Genomic DNA, 20,816 nt, shown 5'->3' with positions numbered 1-20,816 from the left:
GTTCGTTTTAACGAACTACCAAATTGATTAGTTCGTTTCAACGAACTTTTGCTTTTAGCCCCCGCTTGGTGCGCTAAACCGTCGGGAGACCCGACGAGCGCGCATCCGCAAATTCATTTGAGGGCGGTGCGGAAACGAAGCTAGGAGTCATCGGTCGAAAATCCTTAACCCGAACTGACGTTAATTACCAAAACTTCCACCACCGCTTACCCACCCACGCCGCACCCGCGACAAACTTTTTACCGTCAGCAGTTGTCCCTGAATAAGCCCAGTAGACACCCAAATTACTATGATTATTGGGATCGGTGACGACTTGCCCTGGTTCGAGCCACTCACTTGCGCCCAATTCATACCATTCTTGAAACTGTTGAGCGCTGAGAAATCCACCTGTGAGTGAGTGGAGGACGAGAGTGTGACCCTTTTGAACGTAAGTCCCGAATCGATCGATCCGAATTCTTTGGGTCGATTTATTAGTAATTTTGGTGGTGTAGTATGGTTTGCGATTCTCGTTCCGAGAGGCTTCTGCTAAGGCAGAGGCTTCGCCAACGCCAACGGAGTCACGATTCGGGTGATGAGAGATCTCCAAGTAGCTTTTGCCTGCTTGGAGATCTGCTAGTTCTACTGTTGCAAAAATCACATCCTCAATTAGCGGGCGCGTACCATCGTATTTTGCCTTGAGAGCTGCTGCAAATTGCTGTCCCTTAGTTTTGTCGGTAGCTACTTTGCCCCGCTGTGCAGTGGCAATAACATGGCGATCGAGACTTGTTGTCATACATACAGCGGGGTTTGACTCGCGCGTTTGCAATTGCTGATTTATCACTGGCTACCTCAACTCACACCTAAACTGGCTATAGGTTTAGGATGCCCAGTCGAGAGCCAAAATCGATCTTTGAGCGCTGTACTCCAGCATGTCCGCTAGCAAAATCTGGATATTTCGAGTAAAAATCCGCCAATTAGTGTTGACTTCGCTCCGAGCTTGGGTACCTTATTACTACAAGGGACTAGATAGCTGCTACCGAAATCGTCGATCGCACTGGCAATTCTCGCTGTGAAGGCAGGTAGTCGATTCTCATTCTGAGAGGCTACGCCAACGGGAGATGTTTTGTATCGATCGTCACTATTTAGTCTCAAAAGTGTACTTAATTTTACGTTAAAACCAGATTTATCTGATTTGAAGAGAATAGTTGCATCTTATAATGAGTGTCAACTTGACAACCAATGTAAGAGCAGCAAATTTGTATCGTGATTATCAGTATCAAACCTGACAAAAAGATTAAGATACGTTGCGAACTGTGCGCGACCGCCAAATGAAGATGAGATCGTCCATTGTACCTGTCAACCCAAACACCCTAAACTTACCTGTGAGGAGCACCACCCAGATGTCATCAGCATTTTGGAAATCTGTATTAATTAGCCCTGTAGCATTCGGGTTCGCCATGTTATTGTCCACTAGGGTAATGGCGGCACCAAGCACTGAGAGCATTGTTGCTCCAGTTGCTGACAACGCGAATAGCCTCATCTTTAATAAAGCTAGCGGTACCAACCCTGTTAGAGTAGCCGCTGGTGAAAATCCTGCAAGCAAGCCCCAAGTCGATCCTACTGACGATGTTGCTAGCGACGTCAAACCCGGTCAGTGGCAATATACCGCCCTGCAAGGGATTGCGACTAAATATGATTGCAACGCCAACCTCAACAACAAACCCGTCACTCAAATCGAGTTTGCACGCGGTTTAAATGCTTGTCTCAATACAGTTGAACCCCTCCTAGCTCAACAGCCTGGTAGTGCGCCCAGTACGGCACCTGGCGGTGTCACCCGCGAAGACCTCGAAGTCCTCAAAAGACTGACTCAAGAATATCGCGCTCAATTGAGTGAAATTGATGGTCGTCTTGTCAACACCGATAAAAAAGTCGCTCAACTCCAAGCGAATCAGTTTTCTACCACCACAAAACTCAAAGGTGAAGCAGTCTTCAACGTAACTAGTCTGCTCGGTGGTGGTGATAACAATATCATCTTAGGCGACCGCGTCCGGCTCTTATTCCAGAGTAGTTTTACTGGTAAGGACATCCTCTGGACGAGACTTGCAACTGGAAATCAAATATCTCCTAATACTCAGTTCAGAAATAATGGTGCGCCCTCTCCCAGTCCGATCGGTGCTCAAGTAGTTGATGCTAATCTTAACAATGCCGTCGGTCTTGACTGGTTGGCATACCAGTTCCCTGTAAGTAATTCTACTGTCTATGTAGCTGCCTTTAATGGTCTGCAATCAGATTATGCGCCCACATTTTCGGTAGTTGACGATTTCACTGGCGCAGGTCTGAGTGTCAGTGCCTTTGCTGAAGATAGCCCGATCTATAAAATCGGTGGTGGTACGGGTGCTGGGATAACTGTTCCCTTTGCTGAGACTGGTCTCAAATCTGCGACACTTGGTTACTTTGCATTTGGTGCAAATAACCCCTCTGTCAATAATGGCATATTTGGCAACAATAACTCTCTCCTGGCTCAACTAAACTTCCAACTCAGCCCTCAAATTGAGGGTGGTTTGACTTATATCAACAGCTCTACTAGTGCTGGGAGTTCTCTATTTGGTGGTGCAGGAGTGCCGATCGGTACTAATGCAGCCAACATTAGTGCTAGTACTACTAATGCTAACTCTTATGGTGCAGCGATCTCTTTTAAGCCGAGTGAGACATTAAATTTCAGTGGGTTTGCGATGACATCTAGTGCGAAGCGAGGTGCTGGCACTGACAATATTTGGAGCTATGGTGCAGCACTTGCACTACCAAATATCGATGGTAAAGGTAGTCTGGCTGGATTGACATTCGGTGCAGAACCCTATGTTGGTGGTCTTGGGAGAACTCCATTCCAACTTCAAGGCTTCTACAAATACAAATTCAGTGATAATATCGCGATTACTCCTGCGTTGATCTATGTAACGTCAACTGATGAAACTAATAGCAATAGTGCAGTGATCGGCGTAATCAGAACTACATTTACGTTCTAACAATCGCAACTAACTTTGCTAAGTACTCGATCGATCTGACGATCGAGTACGCCAATCCAGTCAGAAGTGATATCTTACTTCTGGCTGGTTTTTAATTTGTGGCACTCACTATTCCCTGCACCAGATCTGTAGAGATTTTTAGATTTTTAGATCTGTAGATCTGTAGGTTGGGTTGAAGCATGAAACCCAACACACCTAGCTAAATCAAGTATTTAGGTGGTAGGAGACAAAATAATTGTGCTGTGCCGATCGCGATCCGATTTTCGGCAAATTTCAAACCGATAATACCGCCCTTTTTAAGAATTAATTGGTGGCAAACTTTACCAAATATTAATAATTCAGCCCACTCACTCAAATTCGGCTCGTGCCCGACTAAGGCTAAATTGGTGATGTTATCGGTACGGGCATCCCATTCCCTCAACCATGCAGGGAGATTTCCGCTGGGTTTCAGCTCTGGGGATACCTCTAATTTGGGGCTGAGTTTTTTGTCGATCGAGATCTCTGCCGTTTGGCGCGCGCGGACTAAAGGACTAGTAATAATTAGATCGAATTTTAGGTCTAATTCGATCGCTCGATCGGCAACTTGTTCGACTCTTTTGCGTCCTGCTTTAGTAAGGCATCTTAACTCATCATTGGCGATCGAGTCTGCTGGATCTAAATCTTCGGCAATACCATGACGAATTAAGTATAAGTACATATTTTTGTTAATGATTTGAGACTTATTGACACTCAAGCGGATGATATCTAGTGGGTAACTGTTTATTGCCGATCGATACTTATCTGGCTCGATCGGGAATTATAAAGTAGATGATAAATGTTTTAAGACGATCGAAGGTGCAGTAGTTATGACAAGATTGGGTGCCGAAGAATTTGTGCCAGCGAGAAATAGATTTCGGTGGGAGGCTTTTTTACCAAAGCGGAAAGCTTGGATACAGACTTTAATTTTATTGCCGTTTGGCGTACATGTTGCTAACTTCTTGGGTGCTAGTTGGCAATTTTCTGCTAATGCGATCGGGGTAGAACAGCAGTATCTTCTCGGTGCAATTTCGATGGTAATTAATTTATTACTGCCGAGTTTATTTTTTGCCTGCTTATTCCATGGGGGTAGTTGGGTACTGGGGAAGCAAGAATCATCAACATGGTATCCCAAAACCCGCGCCTTGTCAGCAGGTGCAGCGGCTACCTTGACGATCGCGGTGTCATTTGGGATGGTGGGGCTATTGACTCATAGTTTTGGGATCTGTCGTAATCCAGCAGCGGGGAATGTTGCGCAGTCTTTACTATGCAATCTCGATAATTATAATTTTGAATCCAAATCTTGGTTTGGAGCGTGGTTTATCGTCGCGGCTTACTGCTATCAAGCCCAAAGCTCGATCGAGTCTCGGATCGCCCATCGGCATCGAAATTATCCACCCCGCTTTACATCGCCCGAGCATGATTTTGCCGCCGCCATGACGGGACACGATGATTATCATGCCAACCCATCCACCGAGGCGATCGGCAATGGCGAAGACTAGACCGCAAATTTTTTCGCCCCAATGTTAGAATATGACGGTATCAATCCAGGTAGCATCAGCACGACGCATCAGCGCTCGCCTTTAAGTAAATTGCTAAACCGAAATCATCATCTTAATGTGGGACGGCTCTGCCAAACCTTAATTGGCTCGATCGTTTATCTGGGGTGTTGGGGACAATTACCGAGCATTGCCAACCCCTCCAGCATGCGAGAGCAGATCTTACCGAGTATCGCTCAAAACTCGCCGCCAACAGACAAACAGCCGCCATCCGAGCCAAACTCAATCGATATCAGTCCCGAAGTTATCGATGGTAGTCCCGTCTTGCAAAAATGGCTCAAGGGGATTCCCGATGTCCTGGATGATATTAAAAATGACCCGAGTTTTCGGACGCGGGTAAAAGTTGGCTACTCTCAATATCCCTCCACCGGACAAACGGGTGGGATTCATCTCGCCGTCGATGATGTGTTCTTCGGGCGCAGTGGGCTTTCTGCCAGTGCTAATTACAATTCGGGCGGTAGCCGCAGTGCTTACGGTGCCGACGTGCAGTATTATCTCTTCCCGTTGGGTGGTTATTTCAATGTGACACCCCTAGTCGGCTTTCGCCATCTCCAGACTGATAAATATAGCCGCGATGGGCTAAATCTCGGCGTCAAGCTGATGCTCGTACCGTCCCGTGGGGGTGGTGCCGATATCGCCCTCAGCCAGAGCTGGGTAGGTTTAGGTAGTAGCACCGAGACGGGTTTGACAACTTTGTCTGTTGGTTATGCCATCACCAATAACCTCCGGTTATCGACAGACATCCAGCAGCAAAATGCCAAGGAAAACTACGATAGCCGGGTGGGTTTGGGAATCGAGTGGATGCCATAGGCTCGATCGATGCTGAAAGAGGATTGGTGCGTTTGGCTATCTTGTCTCGCTAAACCGTCAATAGGTTAATAAATAACTTCGGCTAGTTATATCTATCGATTGGAAGATGCAGAAAAATGAGTATTGTTGACTACTAAATATAAATAGATCGTTTTGGGATCGTGTCACCTCAGCTAGCAACGACTAAAAATGCTGCCCTACCAAAAACTACCTCGATGGCTTAAAGTTAGTTTAGCCTTTCCGTTAATTTTTCTAAATGGTTGGCTGATCGGGCTACTCTATCATTCCTTACAACCGATTTCTAGTATCGTCATTGCGGCTTGTTTGGTGACGTTTTTACTAGATTATCCGATCGCGTTCCTAGAAAGACGTGGACTAGCACGAGCTTGGGCAATTGGATTGGTGTTGGTGGTTGCCATTGCCTTGGTAGGAGCGATCGGTTTTGGGCTACTGCCGATCGTGTTTAGACAGTTGGAGGAATTTGCCAATCGTTTACCCGCTTGGTTGACAGCCGCACAGGTGCAAGTCGCTACTCTGAGTACGCAGCCGATCTTCCAAGACTTGCCAGTCGATCTCACTACTTTAACCGCTGGCTTGACCGAGCGAGTCACTCAAACCCTCCAATTAGCCTCGCGTCAAGCGCTCTTTCTCGCTGTGGATACGATTAATAGTGCCTTAAATTTGCTCTTAACTGTCGTACTGACCGTTTTATTAGTATTTAGTGGCACCCGCTTGTGGAACGGCTTACTGAGTTGGTTGCCCGCACCTTGGAATCAACAGATTCAAGATTCGCTCCGGCAAAGTTTTCAGAGTTATTTCGCGGGTCAGGCGATCGTGTCTACGATTCAAGGTGTGTCGCTGGTAACTGTATTTTTACTACTTCAGATTCCGTTTGGGTTGCTATTTGGCTTGACGATTGGCTTTGCCAGTCTGATTCCCTTTGGCGGTACCCTGACGATTATTGTGATTAGCTCGCTGCTAGCGCTGCAAAACATTTGGCTGGGACTTAAAGTTTTGCTAGTGGCGGTCGTCGTCGGTCAGATTATTGAAAATGCGATCGCGCCTCGGTTGATGAGTGGGATGACGGGACTCAATCCCGCAGTTGTGTTCATCTCGGTATTGTTAGGATCGCAAGTAGGCGGTATTCTCGGATTACTTTTAGCAGTGCCGAGCGCGGGGTTTATCAAGCGAATTGCTGACGCGCTCAGAGAGCGGCTTCGCCAACAATTGAGAGGTGCTACTTCAGATGCCGTGCTTGTCAGTAATCCACCCTCATAATCGTGTTATGGTTTCCCCTTTCCCCTAACTTGCACAGGAAGTCTATTGAGTAGGTTTCTACCTCTTTATGTATAGTTTAATCTTTAATTTAGAGAACTTAAGACAGAGCCGCCGATCGCATAGATTAATTAAGATTGATACAGCAGCACTAGCGATATCAAATCTATTAGCCGATCGATACTATGAGCAAACATTTTAAAAATGGCAAGAAAGTAAGCAGTTATCAGTTTAAAATACCTCCTCCTGCTAGCTCCTCTCAAGAGGTTGTGCAGCTTCAAATCGCTTTGCTGCTATCATCGATCGAGCTAACTTTTAATCGCATCGGAGCTTAAAGCAACTAATATCCACTATCCACTATTCACTATCCACTATCCACTATCCACTATCCACTATTCACTATTCACTATTCACTATCCACTATTCACTAACTTAGCAACGTGAAATACTCGGCCAAGTGAAATAAAATGTCGTACCTTTACCGACTTGAGATTCTAATCTAATATCACAACCCACCGCTCGAACGATCTTTTTCACGATCGCCAAACCGATCCCCGTACTATCGGCGCGATTTTGAGGATTTACAGCTTGGAAAATAGTAAAAATATCATCTTGATACTTAGGGGCGATTCCCGGTCCATCATCGGCAATGATAAACTCATAAAAGTTTGGTACTTTTTGCATCGATATTTTTACCGAGCCATCAAGTCGATCGTGATGTTTGATACTGTTACCAATTAGATTAGAAAACACCTGAAATAATAAGATTTTTTTAGCATCGATCGTTGGCATATTTGCCGCAATCTCGATCTTAAATGTCGGTGGCGGTGCAATTGATTCGATGACTTCAGCCAGTAATCGATCGACTGCGACTAATTCATTGGAGTTTGTTACTTGCCCAATCCGGGCATAGTCGAGTAAGCCATCAATTATTGCGGACATTTTATGAACTCGATTGCGCAATAATAGCATTTGCTGTTGATTTACAGCTGAGAGCGATCCTGCCAAATCATCTTCGATCCATTGGGAAAGATTGGCAATTGCTCGTAAGGGCGCTTTGAGATCGTGAGAAACAACCTGAGCGAAACTATCTAGTTCTTGGTTGCGTTCTTCTAAAGCAGCTTGAATTTTTTGACGCTCGGTTGTGTCGCGCGCGATCGCGTAAATTACACCTTTTTCCACATCAGGCAAGGAACTCCAAGATAGCCAGCGGTAAGACCCATCTTTACAGCGGTAGCGGTTTTCAAAACTCACAACAGAGTCCCCCGTGCTGAGACTTTGAGCCGCTTCGATCGTACTTTGCAGATCGTCAGGATGGACTAGATCTAAATATGGTCGCATCATTAATTCGGTATTAGTAAAGCCTAAAACTCGATTCCATGATGAATTTATCCGGATAAAATAGCCATCAAAATTAGCAATTGCTAGTAAATCGAGCGATAAATTAAAAAACCTGTCGCGCTCTTGCTCGTAATGTTTTCGTTCGGTAATATCTCGCGCGGCTGCATAAATTAGATTTTTTTCTGGATAAGGTGTGGCACTCCATGATAACCAGCGATACGAGCCATCTTGACAACGATATCTATTTTCAAAATCGCTCTTAGGTTCACCGAGCCTTAGCGCTTCAAGGGTGGCACTAGTCCGCTCCCAATCGTCAGGATGAACTAATTCTAGATACGACTGCGAGCCTAATTCAGCCTGCGTAAAACCCAATGTTTTTTCCCCTGCTGGATTCAATCTGAGAAACGTCCCCTCAAAATCGGTAATAATCGTCAAATCTAATGATAGATCGAAGCACCTGTCGCGCTCTGCTTCGACTTGCTTGTGTGCAGTAAGATCGCGAAAATAAATTCCTAAACCTTCAGCGGTAGGCTCGGCGTGAATCTCAAAATATGTTTGAGTTGGCGCATATAATACTTCAAAATGTACCGCTATTCGGTCGATCGCCGCCCGTCGATACTCCTGCTCGACAATAGTTCCTACCGACCAGGGAAAAACGTCCCAATAAATCCGACCGAGAAATGCTGAAGGTTTGAGATCCATTAATTGACGAACTAGTTCGGCTGCGGCTGGATTGGCATAAACAATCTGCCAATTAGTGTCGAGGCTAATATATGCGTCAGTCATGCTTTCCCAGATCTTGGCAATCTGCTGGGTCTTTTTTTGCGGCGTCAGCTCGACCCGAGCATCTTGGATCGCAGTTTGGATGCTTGAGTCTAATAATTCTGCTGTGAGGTGGCGCTTAACTAAACACTTAGCAGCACCCAATTTAATTGCTGCTACAGCAACTCTCTCGTCTCCCACCCCAGTCATCACAATAATCGGCGGATTACTGTTATTACTCTGAGTTTGCAGCGCTGCGATAAAAGCTAGCCCATCGGGCAGCGAATGAGCGAGTAAAATAGCATCAATTACCTGCGTGCGACACAGATTCAATCCTTCCGCTGCTAGCTCTGCTGCTAATAAGTAGTAAGCAGCATCTAAATTGGTCGTGAGAAAAAGTCGATACAGCTCGCGATCGATCGGGTTATCATCAACAATCAGCACTGTATAAGCTCGGTCGGTCATAACTGGCTGCCCAAATTAATTGCTGTCTGAAAATTTCTAACTATATCTGTTGCAACTATTAATTCACCACACACATTAACTACATTCTAATGGGGAATGCTCGGTCTCTTCGCTCTAGATCGTAAATATAGACGTATACCGCAATAACTACATGTGTAATATATTGCTGATAACTAGTGGTGATGAGGCAATCGTAATGACTGGATCCATGTTTGTACTTAGAAATCCCCACCAAAAGTTACAGATAAATTTTAATTAAGATTTGCAATTCATCAAAATAAATGTTGCTGAGGGCTATTTAGCAACGATGATGCAGAATTTAATACTGCCTTGAAGTGAGTACCAACAACACTCGATTTTCGGTAGTGCATTGCCCGTGCGACTAGCTTAAATCTTCTTAACTGAATTATCGTTTGAGGTATTCTGACAAAGCTTGACTCAGGCGATCGTCGATCGAAGTATTACGGAGCGGTTGTTTGAGGGGCTTATTTTTTAGTAAAGTACAAACGTTGATTTTAATACGATCGAAAATATTTAGAAATTCAGCAATTAATAAATCCGCATAATATTCCTAATGATAGATATCAAAAATCTGTGTGAATGTAACAATTAGTGAATATAACAAAGATTTTAAACCCCTGGAATTTTACAATTAAAATGCTCAAAAATTCAAGATTGAACATTCTGCTAGTCGAAGACGACGAAGTAGATGTGATGACCGTACAGAGAGCTTTCAAACAAAGTAAAATTACTAATCCTTTGTATATCGCTGGCAATGGCAGTGAGGCTTTGGCGATGTTACGTGGCAAAACTGGAGAACCTGCTCTTATTCCGTCCGATCGGCGACTTGTCCTGCTAGACCTAAATATGCCAGCGATGAATGGCTTAGATTTTTTGAGACAGTTAAGATCTGATGCAGAGATCGGACGTATTCCAGTAATTATCATTACCACGTCTGACGAAAAGAAATATTTAACAGATGCTTACGAATTAAATGTCTCTGGCTATCTGAAAAAGCCATCTACTTATGACAAGTTTGTCGAACTAATAGTAGTACTTAATGACTACTGGACGGCATGTGAGATGAACTAGCTTTTAATAATTAATAATTAATAATTAATAATTAACTTCAGTTATACAGTAGGGCAGTGCCCACCAACTAGGTTTCAGGCATAATTTATTTTATAAATAATTGCGCCTACCTACTTATATCGTCGGTAGACCTACGAAATCTCGAATTACCTTGCTGATGCCATAAGTCATCCGGGAAAGCTGCTCAAAGTCAATTTTGGCGATTGTGTCGCGATCGATTCGATCCGGCGGATACTCCAAAAGCGCGGTATCGGCGATCGTTACAGCTTGATAACCTTGTTGCCAAAACGATCGACTATCCGACCCGATGCCCCGAATCAAACCGGGCAAAGCTAAGCCTTCGGAGGGAAATTGAGCTTGAGCGCGAAAGGATCGGATCGTATTGCGCAGTAATTCCCGCGAAGCAATATTGCTGACAAAACCGATAACATTGCCTCGATCGAAACCTAAAAAGTTGAGTGGCGGTGGATATTTTTGGGGCTGAGCGGTATCGGTAGCATACCCTAATGTTTGTAGACCGAACATCCCCACGATCTTGTCGCCGCGTTGTTTAGCAGCTTGGGCATAAACCAAACTGCCCATGTTTTTAGTCCCGAAAAAGGGCGGTTGTTCGTTGGTAAATTCGACAAATCTCAATGTCCGCAGCGGCTTGGTTCCGACAAATTCCCGAGCGAGAGCGAGGACTGCCGCTGCGCTAGTAGCGTTATCGTTGGCATCGGAACTAGTGAGGGCACTATCGTAGTGTCCGCCAATTACTAAGATTTCGTCAGCACGACTACTACCGGGGATTTCGACTTCGAGGTTGCTATAGCTTTTACCTGCTACGGTATACTCCTGCTCGCAAACTGTATATCCAGCTTGTGCTAGTTCGGTATTCAGGAAGTCTTTTGCTGCAACTAGGTTTTGATAGTTATCGACATTCCGCCGTCCGATCTTGACGGCTAAGGTCTGCACATCGCTGGTGAGTCGATCTTTGAGTTGGATCTCGGTCGCTGTTAGTGGTGGTAATGCTTGACGATAACTCACTCCTGGCATCCAGACCATTAACGACCATCCAAAGATGAGGATAGCGGCAATAATGATGATGAGAATGGCTAGTCTTTTGAAGGACGTAGAATCGATTAGTTTGAAATTCACAGTTCTCGCAGGTACAAGACAGCACATACCTATCCAGACATTATAATATCATCGATCGCGTTTTTTGAAGATTTTGCCATCCATCTCCTCCTATCTCCCATCTCCCATCTCCCCACCTATTTTAATAACCGTTCGATGCGATTGAATTCTCGATTGACAGCTTGCCAACGTTGTTGGTTGTGAGGATCGATGCGGAGTGATTCTTTCAGATATGTGCGGGCTAGCACGAGTTGCGCTCGGCGATTGATGAGATCTTGAGCGTATTTGAAGTACATTTCGGATTGCTTTTTCGATATTTCTGCACAGTTAGGCACAACTTTAGCCAACATGTCCACGATCGAGACTGCTTTGACAAAATTTTCTTGACGGACTAACTTATCAAGGTTTTCAAAAACTTCTTTTTTTAGCTCCAAGTCTTGAGGCGACAGCGACGAATCGACTACTCGATCGACGCGCACATCGCTGTTAGCGGCTGGTGCTGGATCGACAGACTCGGGGCGATCGATCTGGGCATGTGTTGCTAAAAGTACCTGATATGCTTGATTGAGAGTGTTAAATCGATCGCGTGCAGTTGGATCGTCAGGATTGAGATCTGGGTGAATTTTTTTAGCCATCTGACGATAGACTGCTTTAATGCGCTCGATCGAGGCTGAGGAGTTCAATCCAAATAATTCGTAAGATTTTTCGACACTAATATTATTACTAAGCATTCCGAATCGCACTCTATCTCACTCCAATTATATCCGAGCGGATATACGTCCTGCCTCAGTGGATTCACTACTCAGAGCATTGCTAGAGATTGGTTTCATCATAGACACTCATCCCAATTTCCCAGGCTTGAGTGAGTAGTGTGCCATATTCTACTAATTGTGGTTGGCTGGCTAAATTTTGGAGATCGATAAGATTGTGAGAGATTCCTAGCATTAGTTCCGATGAATTGGGCTGTTGGCACAATCGCTCGGAATGTGACTCTATTTGGAGTGCTATGAGTAAATTGTGACGAGTTTTTGCCAGAATTTCTAAGATACTGGCTGGTACTCGATTCTCATTCTGAGAGGCTACGCCAACGGGGCAGTTGTTGACAATTCTAGCCAGTGTTTCTAGTGTATCAATTTCCATCACAATTTGATTGTAATGCTCGATTTGTTCGATAAGTTTTAGCAGTTTATGTAATTGTTTGCCACGTCGATACATCCACCGATTAGCACCGATTAAAATCATCGCTGTTATCGCTCCGTCGATCCAGACTAGGTTGACTACTCGTGCTTGCTGAGACTGTGGCGGGCAATAAATAGCTAATACTCGATCGATCGGCAGCATTAATGCCGTAAAGCTGATACTAATGGCGATAACTTGCAGCAATAATACCTGAATGATTTTGTGTGGTTTTTGCCACACATCTTTTCGCCATGCAAAACCGATTGTCAGCGAACCGATCTCTTGTTGCCCGATCGATTCTACAGTCGATCGCGAAATAATTAATTTAGTAATTTCATCCACAATATATCTACTCTTTAGTTATCGATCTACGATTGAAATATTTTAATAATATCGTCGATAGTTTCTGCTTAAACAAGAATACCGAAAATGCACAAAGCAAATTCCACCCTGAAAACCCAATTATTAATTAATAATTATTAATAAATAATTAACTTACCATCCTATTTGGTGTAACGATTGCCAGACTGCCGTAAAGAAGCTACCTTCGCGCGGGCGAAAGATTTCAAAAGTGCCCCCAGTCCCAAAAAATGGTCTGAGTGTCCAGCCTAATTGAGTGCCGACAAATCCATATAACCCTAACCAGAATTTGAGAATATTTTTCCGGATCTTAACATTTCCAGATTGTTCTTCTAATGCTGTTGGTTTCATCGTTCGATACAAAAAGGACACGCCCAAGATGCCAGTAAGCGCAAAAATGGCTACGTTTAATAATAGAAAAAACAATTTGTCATTAATAGTCAACAAAAAGAATAAAGTAACTGGTGCAAATCCACACAGCAAAACAGAAATAACTGTAATTGCCGATAACAAGTAAGCCCAATGTTGCCGAATCGTACTGCGAGATCCAAAGAAGGCATTGAAAATGTAGAGTGTGGGCAAGCAAACAATTAGTGTAATCAGATATAAAGCTGGTAACTTAACTGCTGAAGAAAGAATCTGAATCGGTATCGCACTATTGGTCGCCCCAATAATTGCACCATAAATCGCAAAGCAACTAAAGCTAGTAAATAGGAGCGAGAAAATTTTACTATTGAGCTTCTCACTGTTGTGAATCTCATCGATGAAACTAAATCGATCTTTGAGTAAATAAACTAGAGTATTAGTATTTTCCATAATCTGTGACTATTCCGTGTGATTCGATCGATGTTGCTGAAATTCCGGTATTCTTAGTCTAAGCCAGTCTCTACCAGGATTTGGGCGGAAAAAATCGGCACTTAAAGTCGGAAAAAGTGGGATGATGATACTCTAGAAACGGCTACGGCACATTCGATCGCATCTATCGACGATCGAGCCACTAATGAAGGTTTGAGCAGAGTTATCTCGACATCGGCAGTCGCCAAGGATTGCCCGAGCGAAGCTCTAACCGCTCGACTAGGCTCTACTGAGCTGCGATCGCCAAATCGTCAGCTCGATCGCAAAAATTTTGGGCGATCGGGTTTCGCACCGATCTCCGATCGTGCTATGATAGAGTGCTGGCATGTGGAGAGGTGGCAGAGTGGTCGAATGCGTCCGACTTGAAATCGGATGAGGTGAAAGCTTCCGTGAGTTCGAATCTCACCCTCTCCGTTACAGTAATTAAAGACTAGTGTGACTTAACCCATAACTTTGCCGCAACGGCAAGCTTATGCTTCCAGTCTGGAATGGCAAAGTTATGGTTCCACATGAAACGTCGTAGTTTCACCATTACTTTTTGCCGCTCTTAAAACAGACCGAACTTGCGCGTAACGCAAGAAGTTCGGCTTATCCATTAACTGGGAAACTCGGCTTTCACTGGGATACTGACCTTCCCTGTGCAGTTGAGCGACAATCTGCTCCACCTGAGAGCAACAAGAGACTAAATTCTCCTGACATGATTTTTGGAGATAGTTTTTATAGATAGTGGCAATCGCCGAACATAGATCGGGGAAATATTTGTAAAGGATTCGACGATTGCATCCCAGCTTGCGCGATACCTCTACTACTGAGAGTGGTGGTGACATCTTCTGGGATAGTACTTGCTCCAGGAAAAGACGAGCTACATCCAGATCGAATGACTGACTAGAAGCGGTGGTTAAGGATTGTCGCTTGGGTACTTGCCAATTGTCCAGACTTGGCCGCTCTCCCATTTCTCCAGTGAAAAATTGAAACAGGGCGATATCGAAATGACCGCAGATACTAAGTGAAGATTTTAATGATGGTATAACATCTCCGCTATACCAGAGCCATAACGTATTTTTAGGAATTTTTAGTCGTCGAGATAATGCCGCAAGATTGCCTGCTGTAGCTTCATTAGCAAGCATAGATAATTGTGAGGGAATATGGGCAGCAGACAATTTATCTCTAGATTTAATCCCTAGTGCTAGTAATGCCCCTACAGCTTCTACTCGCCATAATTCTAGCTCTGTATCCTCCCGATCCATAGATGCTTTCTTGCCAGAAACTTGACCTAGCCAAGAGTGGCACCGCGAACAAAAGCCCAGTTGAAATTTTCCACTGAATGGTGGATTGTGCTGCTGGCAGTTTGGGCATTTATTGACAAGAGCTGTTTTGTGGGTCGAACAGTACTTAACTGGCTTGAGCGACCATATCAGCGGCTCATACAAGATATCACCTCGTTCGTGCCACTCCTGGTAACACAGAGGGCACCATGACCTGACATCTCGAAACAAGTTCCTGCTGGGAACGATCTCACCAAAGCTTAACATCGTTAACAAGTGCAAATCTTGCTGCATGGTAAGTTGTTCTAAGGCACACACGAGATCTCTAGTCATAGAGCCAACGCTATTTACAGCACCACGCAGGCGAGAAATACTCTGGAGATTGGCAGCACCATATTTCTTATCTATTAACCGAGCAACTTCGTATTCGAGTAACGCACCAACTGTTACGGTATGGCTGACAGCTAACCTAGTAAGATAGCTAGTTAGACTTTCCACGGTAGTAGTGCCAATCCCAATAGGTGGGAGTTGGTACAAAATGCTTCTGGGTGGAATTGAAGGCTGGCAGAGATCTAACGTATCGTACATGGTAAGCTCCACTTCTCATCTTGAAAGTTGGTCAATCCCATAAAAGAAAGCAAATTCAGGAATTTGTGAAGTTTCGATCGCCAATAAAAACTTTGTTAAACATCGATTGTCGCGCATAAAGATTTTACACTACATATCAGAGAATTAGGATATGCTTACTATAGATCGTAAATACTAAATCTGTCGGCAAGCCTATGTCAAAGCAGTCTGGTCATCTACTCGATCGAGAAATAGTTCCTTGGCAGCCAGAAGTCGTTGACTGTACGCTAGCAGTCAACGGAGATCGCATTCATCTAGACCATTCTTATGAGCTATTCTCAGCCCTTTCTCGCAAGCAAATCGTGCTGCACGATCCGAGTCTAAAGATTGGAATTTTTGGAATTAATGGCAGCCCAGATCGGAAAAATAAGACAATCCTGCACCTCAGTAACAAGTCAAAGCTGAGATTGCGGTTGCCAATTCAAGCTGTTGGGATTGCTTATCGGTTAGAAGGTCACTCTCTGATTGTGGGTAGTTATGAATTACAACTGGGTGAAGTCAGCATCAGTTTGCTCAATCCGTCTCCGAGTCTAACTTCTAGACTAATAGTAATCAAAAATGCTACTGAATCCGATCTTTTTTTAGCCTCATGTCAAAGGCAAATCGATGAACTGAATATTAAGGGTGACATTGCACTGAACGATCGCCCTAATGGGCAAACAAAATATAAAACTATTAAAGTCAGAGGCTTTACGGTGATGGGTTTTGGATTGACCGTTACGAATCTAAATCCGATCGATTCTTTAATCTTGCAACAAGAAGGACTCGGCGGAAAACGCAAGATGGGTTGTGGAATGTTCGTACCAGTGCAGAGCGTAAATAATAATGAAACCAAAAATGACGCTCCAGCTTGACGATCGGCGATTGACAATGCTGCACAGTGCTGGAATAACTGGGTTGGCAATGACTTTAAATCGGTTAGAAGAACTTTATCCTCAACCTCATCAACGTCCGGCTGGGTTGAGCTGGTTGTCGGATGAAATCAAAATCGAACTATTTTGGACGGGTGATGATGCGGTCGCTCTAGCATGGTTGTTGAGCGAGTCTTTCAAAATTGATGGAGATGGACTGATTTCGCTGACTGGATTAGTATCAAAGGATATGGATATTTCTGTACGAGTAGCCGTACATCAAGGGATAACTAAATCTTTTTTACAGCATGGGCTATCTAGGAAACCTGCTGGTAATGCCGCTGCTACAATCTTAACTGAGGGGAAAAATGTTGAAATTGACTATAAGAAGCTTGATAGCTACTCACACCAGAATTTCACAAAGGACTTATGCGATCGCAAAGGACGACTGAAAACCGAATCAATTGGAATCAAGAGTTGGCTTTATCCTGGGGCAACCGTCCGTCATAACGTCGATGAAAAGGCTACAATTTTCAGAGAGCCACCAGAATTAGCACTGGCTTTGCTATTTGCACCTCTAGCCTGTCAATTCTTCTTTCTCCCAAACAAAGGCTTCTTCAGCGATCCACGAATAGTTGTGGTAATTCCTGCGATTACTAATCTCATTGAAGCGACTAAAAGTCTCTCGTCAATGGTAAACGTCAATTATCAAGATCGATGTATTCTTCATTCAATCGAGGCTGGATGGCGATTCTTCGAGCGCGATCGGCAGATAAATAAAATTGACAGTCATCGAATTACTAGTTGTCAGATTGTTACCTTCCAATCAGAGGTATGGGCGAAACAACAGAGACTCAGAAGTAGCGTAGAAGTAATGGAAGTGCGAGATGACATCCTCGATCGATACCAGCAATTAACAACTAAATTATCAACCAGTCGAGTAGTTACAGGCAAAAAAGATAAACACTTCTTGGTTGCCACGAAGATACCGGAGTTAATTGTTGAAAATATTATCCGTGGTTCTCCTTTTTTTAGAGGTTTAACTGAAATTGCCACTGATGCTAACTACTGGACAGAATTAAGTATTAATATATCTCATCTCAAGGACATCATGAATGATAATGAATCGATCGATCTGAAAAACTATAAAGTTTTCATTGTTGCCTGTCATAAAGCTTTGAGAACTGAATTTGCCAAGCTTTATGAAAAAGCCGAACGTAATGATTACATTCAGTTTGATAAATTGAGAAAAAGAATTCGCCATGAAATTATTATTTGTGACGATGAAAAATCTTTCCGCCAATGGTTGGTAAGATTTTGGTCTGGGTGCAATGATAATGTCGCAGATTTTAATGATATCGACGATCTACTGCCATCGATCGTAGTTAAGGGCGATTGGGAGCTATTTAAGGACTTAGCTTTACTCTCATTAGTAACTTATGAACACGCACCGAAAACCCCAAAAACATAAAGATGGCGAAGATGGTAACAAAAAAATTATCAACCCATGAAAATTTAACACTTTGCGGCTTAGAAGTAGATGAAACTATGTGGCATTTACATGGAAATATATTAACTGAATATGGATTAGCTTCCAATAATCATGACAGAAATATCGGTAATCTCCTGCCCCTACCAAAGATTCACTGGAAAGGGCAAATTCATACAACTGTCTCGGCTGAGGCAATTAAATTTGCGATGAGACGGTTCTGGCAAGAACAGAAGTTAAGTTTGAATAGAACTGTGAACGATGAAAATCCAGATGATATCTATCATTATAAGGATGCTAATTTCAATCCAAATCTGTATGTCGATGATGACGTTATGGGCTATCTAAAAATAGAAAAAGCCCAGAAAATTTCTCAATCCAATCGGGACAGAGAAACAACGAGTGATGATATCGATTTACAGTCAGATGACTCTCCAGCCAAAGAGGAGTATTTACCAAAGCCAAAAGGGAAGGGAATTCCTCGAAAAGGTGCGTTAGATATGAGCAGAGCTATTTCCACCACGCCTTACGATCGTGATGTATTGCATAGTGCTTATGGAGGTAAAAAAGACATTGCCTCGCTTCACTCTGCACAATTTCATTCAACTCACTACCAATATTGCTTTTCAATTACCCCCGATTCTCTTAAAGTTCGGGAACGTATCTTCAACGTTCTGGAAGGCATTAATTCTCTCCGTCGAGTTGGCGGTAGTAATTCAGGATGTCTCTATGATTTTTCACCTAATAGCCTAATTTTACGCTGGACTCACGATTCCTGTTCGCGTCATCTCTATTCGATCGATGCAAAACATGACGATCCGACGTGTCCTAAATTGTTGAAAAGAATGCAGAATGGTCGGATCGATCCCACAGAGGTATGGATTGCTGGGGATCTCGCTGAGGGATTTGAAATGGAGGGAGTTCACCTATTTGAAAATCCAGCAGCGGCGATCGCAGATTTAAAGCAAAAAATGTGTGCGGATTTGGGGATCGAGCAAAAATGAAAGATCCGATCGTTTTGAGCGTTGAAGTCCCAGTTGCTAGTTTTCGCGAGTCGAGGGCAAAAGATTATATCGCTAGCTATCCAGTCCCCCCACCTTCTTCTGTATATGGGATGTTGTTATCGATGGTAGGAGAAGTAAATCGAAATCGGCATTGTGGAGTAAGATTGGCAATGGCATTCCTTTCGATTCCAGAAAAATCGGTAGTATTGAGGAAGATTCGTCGATTTAAGCGGCAGGATCTCAGTTCTCCAGAAAATTCTCGCCCAGATTATCAGGAGATCCTGACTGAAATAGAGATGGTGGTTTGGATTGATGCTAGTCAAGATAAGTCTGAGCCAAATCTAGCTCGACGAATTCAGCAGGGATTAGCAGATCCTAGTTCGATAGAGCGGTTTGGTAGTCTGTGTTTAGGCGAAAGCAGTCATCTTGTGGATTCGATCGATCTGCTGCCGAATGGCTACGAAGGGGATAAGTTACAGTGGTTGATGCGCGATCGATTTGGCTGGTTGACTTTACCTTATTGGGTAGACCATGTAGGGTCAATGGGAACTCGATGGGAACGCTACAAAATTCTGGAATCTGGATGCAAAGAACCGAGAGAGGAAAATTGAAATAATGAATAATCCCTGTCTAATTTACCTCTGAAGGGAGAGGCTTTATATCGATTCTTCTGGTAAAGCTAGAGTATAGTTTAAGATATGCTACCTCATACCGATCCAGAGAGGTTCTATGATTGCTCTAGCTGGTATTGCCATCCAAGACAAGATCTACGAAAGTGCTAATTCTCTGGTGTATCGGGGTATCGCAGATGATGGGCTAGCGATCGTCATCAAAATGCTCAAGCAAGATTATCCCTCTCCCCAAGAACTGACTCGCTACCGACAAGAATATCAAATCACCCGCTCTCTTGACCTAGAAGGAGTCGTTAAGGCATATAGCCAGCGGGACTACCAACGCACGCTCGTCATGCTCTTGGAAGACTTTGGTGGAGAATCTCTAGAGCGGTGGATGAGATCGCACCCAGAGACTTTCTGCCCCATGCCCTTAGCCACTTTTCTGCGTCTTGCTATAGAACTCACTGATATTCTGGGCAAAATCCACGCTGCTGGTGTCATTCACAAGGATATCAACCCTGGAAACATTGTCTTCAATCTGGATACTGGCGTTGTCAAAATTATCGACTTCGGGATTGCTACCCAATTTAGCCGCACGAATCCGACGTTCAAAAGTCCGCATGGGTTAGAAGGCACACTCGCTTATCTCTCTCCAGAACAAACCGGACGGATGAATCGATCGATCGATTATCGTACCGATTTTTACTCGCTCGGTGTCACGTTTTACGAACTGCTCACCGGACATCTGCCGTTTCCCACCACAGATCTGCTGGAGCTAGTCCATTGTCATATTGCCAAACAACCTGTGTCGCCGCACGAACTGAATGCAGCGATCCCCGAACCTATTTCCGAGATCGTGCTCAAACTGATGGCGAAAAATGCGGAGGATCGCTATCAGAGTGGTTGGGGGATTAAAGCAGATTTAGAATATTGCGCTCGTCATTTAGCAGAAATCGGTCGGATCGATCGGATTCAATTAGCACTTCAAGATGTTGTCGATCGATTTCAAATCCCGCAAAAATTGTATGGAAGGGACAAAGAAGTTGCCCTGTTACTGGCAGCTTTCGTTCGCGTAGCGTCTCCTTTGGAGAATCGCGTAGCGTGTCCAGAGGACAATTCAGAACCAAGATTCAAA

The 20,816-nt window shown here is 43.9% G+C and carries 20 protein-coding genes and 1 tRNA gene; 12 read left to right on the top strand and 9 right to left on the bottom strand.

All coding sequences use genetic code 11. The features are described 5' to 3' along the window. Nucleotides 1-184: 184 nt before the first annotated feature. Nucleotides 185-772 carry a hypothetical protein gene (locus RMO52_RS07465; RefSeq protein WP_309738462.1) on the bottom strand — a complete coding sequence of 196 codons (588 nt, stop codon included), beginning with the start codon at nucleotides 770-772 and terminating at the stop codon, nucleotides 185-187. A 143-nt stretch (nucleotides 773-915) separates the two neighbouring features. After that, the gene (locus tag RMO52_RS07460) at nucleotides 916-1,131 is read right to left on the bottom strand and encodes a hypothetical protein (RefSeq protein WP_310412434.1); all 216 of its coding nucleotides are present in this window, start codon (nucleotides 1,129-1,131) and stop codon (nucleotides 916-918) included. Nucleotides 1,132-1,379: 248 nt separating this feature from the next. On the opposite strand from RMO52_RS07460, the gene RMO52_RS07455 reads away from it, so the two are divergent. Beyond that, on the top strand, nucleotides 1,380-3,002 hold the full coding sequence (locus RMO52_RS07455) for an iron uptake porin (protein ID WP_310412431.1): 1,623 nt from the start codon (nucleotides 1,380-1,382) through the stop codon (nucleotides 3,000-3,002). Between the two features lie 199 nt (nucleotides 3,003-3,201). Here RMO52_RS07455 and sixA read toward each other — a convergent pair whose 3' ends face one another. Beyond that, the gene (gene sixA / locus RMO52_RS07450; protein ID WP_309739232.1) at nucleotides 3,202-3,699 is read right to left on the bottom strand and encodes a phosphohistidine phosphatase SixA; all 498 of its coding nucleotides are present in this window, start codon (nucleotides 3,697-3,699) and stop codon (nucleotides 3,202-3,204) included. A gap of 148 nt (nucleotides 3,700-3,847) precedes the next feature. On the opposite strand from sixA, the gene RMO52_RS07445 reads away from it, so the two are divergent. The 3 genes from RMO52_RS07445 (at nucleotide 3,848) to RMO52_RS07435 (ending at nucleotide 6,664) form a co-directional block, all read left to right on the top strand. After that, nucleotides 3,848-4,519, top strand: coding sequence for a hypothetical protein (locus RMO52_RS07445; RefSeq protein ID WP_309739230.1), 672 nt, complete (start codon nucleotides 3,848-3,850; stop codon nucleotides 4,517-4,519). Between the two features lie 21 nt (nucleotides 4,520-4,540). Beyond that, nucleotides 4,541-5,386, top strand: a complete 846-nt coding sequence (locus RMO52_RS07440; protein WP_310412428.1) for a hypothetical protein — start codon at nucleotides 4,541-4,543, stop codon at nucleotides 5,384-5,386. A gap of 189 nt (nucleotides 5,387-5,575) precedes the next feature. Further along, complete coding sequence (locus RMO52_RS07435; RefSeq protein ID WP_309739226.1) at nucleotides 5,576-6,664, top strand: AI-2E family transporter; 1,089 nt, start codon at nucleotides 5,576-5,578, stop codon at nucleotides 6,662-6,664. A 429-nt stretch (nucleotides 6,665-7,093) separates the two neighbouring features. Here RMO52_RS07435 and RMO52_RS07430 read toward each other — a convergent pair whose 3' ends face one another. Next, the gene (locus RMO52_RS07430) at nucleotides 7,094-9,229 is read right to left on the bottom strand and encodes a PAS domain S-box protein (protein WP_310412423.1); all 2,136 of its coding nucleotides are present in this window, start codon (nucleotides 9,227-9,229) and stop codon (nucleotides 7,094-7,096) included. 657 nt (nucleotides 9,230-9,886) lie between these two features. Here RMO52_RS07430 and RMO52_RS07425 point away from each other — a divergent pair. Continuing rightward, the gene (locus RMO52_RS07425; RefSeq protein ID WP_310412420.1) at nucleotides 9,887-10,321 is read left to right on the top strand and encodes a response regulator; all 435 of its coding nucleotides are present in this window, start codon (nucleotides 9,887-9,889) and stop codon (nucleotides 10,319-10,321) included. A 114-nt stretch (nucleotides 10,322-10,435) separates the two neighbouring features. Here RMO52_RS07425 and RMO52_RS07420 read toward each other — a convergent pair whose 3' ends face one another. The 4 genes from RMO52_RS07420 to RMO52_RS07405 form a co-directional block, all read right to left on the bottom strand. Continuing rightward, on the bottom strand, nucleotides 10,436-11,458 hold the full coding sequence (locus RMO52_RS07420; RefSeq protein WP_310412417.1) for a M28 family peptidase: 1,023 nt from the start codon (nucleotides 11,456-11,458) through the stop codon (nucleotides 10,436-10,438). Nucleotides 11,459-11,574: 116 nt separating this feature from the next. After that, nucleotides 11,575-12,168, bottom strand: a complete 594-nt coding sequence (locus RMO52_RS07415) for a J domain-containing protein (protein ID WP_310412414.1) — start codon at nucleotides 12,166-12,168, stop codon at nucleotides 11,575-11,577. Nucleotides 12,169-12,250: 82 nt separating this feature from the next. Further along, on the bottom strand, nucleotides 12,251-12,958 hold the full coding sequence (locus tag RMO52_RS07410) for a hypothetical protein (protein WP_310412411.1): 708 nt from the start codon (nucleotides 12,956-12,958) through the stop codon (nucleotides 12,251-12,253). Nucleotides 12,959-13,111: 153 nt separating this feature from the next. Further along, a complete protein-coding gene (locus tag RMO52_RS07405) occupies nucleotides 13,112-13,792 on the bottom strand; it encodes a hypothetical protein (RefSeq protein ID WP_309738901.1) in 681 nt (226 codons plus the stop codon). 192 nt (nucleotides 13,793-13,984) lie between these two features. On the opposite strand from RMO52_RS07405, the gene RMO52_RS07400 reads away from it, so the two are divergent. Then, on the top strand, nucleotides 13,985-14,197 hold the full coding sequence (locus RMO52_RS07400) for a hypothetical protein (RefSeq protein WP_310412408.1): 213 nt from the start codon (nucleotides 13,985-13,987) through the stop codon (nucleotides 14,195-14,197). Further along, nucleotides 14,161-14,245 (top strand) — tRNA-Ser (locus RMO52_RS07395). The genes RMO52_RS07400 and RMO52_RS07395 overlap by 37 nt, the downstream gene beginning before the upstream one ends. 83 nt (nucleotides 14,246-14,328) lie before the next feature. Here RMO52_RS07395 and RMO52_RS07390 read toward each other — a convergent pair. Next, nucleotides 14,329-15,684 (bottom strand): TniQ family protein, encoded by a 1,356-nt coding sequence (locus tag RMO52_RS07390; protein WP_310412405.1) that lies wholly within the window; start codon nucleotides 15,682-15,684, stop codon nucleotides 14,329-14,331. 194 nt (nucleotides 15,685-15,878) lie between these two features. Between RMO52_RS07390 and cas6 the strand changes: the two genes are divergently transcribed. The 5 genes from cas6 to RMO52_RS07365 form a co-directional block, all read left to right on the top strand. Then, entirely contained in the window at nucleotides 15,879-16,577 is a 699-nt protein-coding gene (gene cas6, locus RMO52_RS07385) for a type I-MYXAN CRISPR-associated protein Cas6/Cmx6 (protein ID WP_310412402.1), read from the top strand. After that, a complete protein-coding gene (cas8a1, locus tag RMO52_RS07380; RefSeq protein ID WP_310412399.1) occupies nucleotides 16,549-18,045 on the top strand; it encodes a type I-MYXAN CRISPR-associated Cas8a1/Cmx1 in 1,497 nt (498 codons plus the stop codon). Before cas6 ends, cas8a1 begins: the two co-directional genes overlap by 29 nt. A gap of 2 nt (nucleotides 18,046-18,047) precedes the next feature. Continuing rightward, the gene (locus tag RMO52_RS07375; protein ID WP_310412396.1) at nucleotides 18,048-19,067 is read left to right on the top strand and encodes a hypothetical protein; all 1,020 of its coding nucleotides are present in this window, start codon (nucleotides 18,048-18,050) and stop codon (nucleotides 19,065-19,067) included. Beyond that, nucleotides 19,064-19,678: a type I-MYXAN CRISPR-associated protein Cas5/Cmx5/DevS gene (gene cas5 / locus RMO52_RS07370; protein WP_310412393.1), complete on the top strand. Its 615-nt coding sequence runs from the start codon at nucleotides 19,064-19,066 to the stop codon at nucleotides 19,676-19,678. The genes RMO52_RS07375 and cas5 overlap by 4 nt, the downstream gene beginning before the upstream one ends. 118 nt (nucleotides 19,679-19,796) lie before the next feature. Continuing rightward, the coding region (locus tag RMO52_RS07365) for a serine/threonine-protein kinase (protein WP_310412390.1) at nucleotides 19,797-20,816 on the top strand (1,020 nt) is incomplete at its 3' end.

The sequence above is a fragment of the Chamaesiphon sp. OTE_8_metabat_110 genome, from assembly GCF_031382685.1.
GTDB lineage: Bacteria > Cyanobacteriota > Cyanobacteriia > Cyanobacteriales > Chamaesiphonaceae > Chamaesiphon.
Note: the sequence above shows the minus strand (reverse complement) of the source record. Positions and strands in the feature narration are given on the sequence as shown.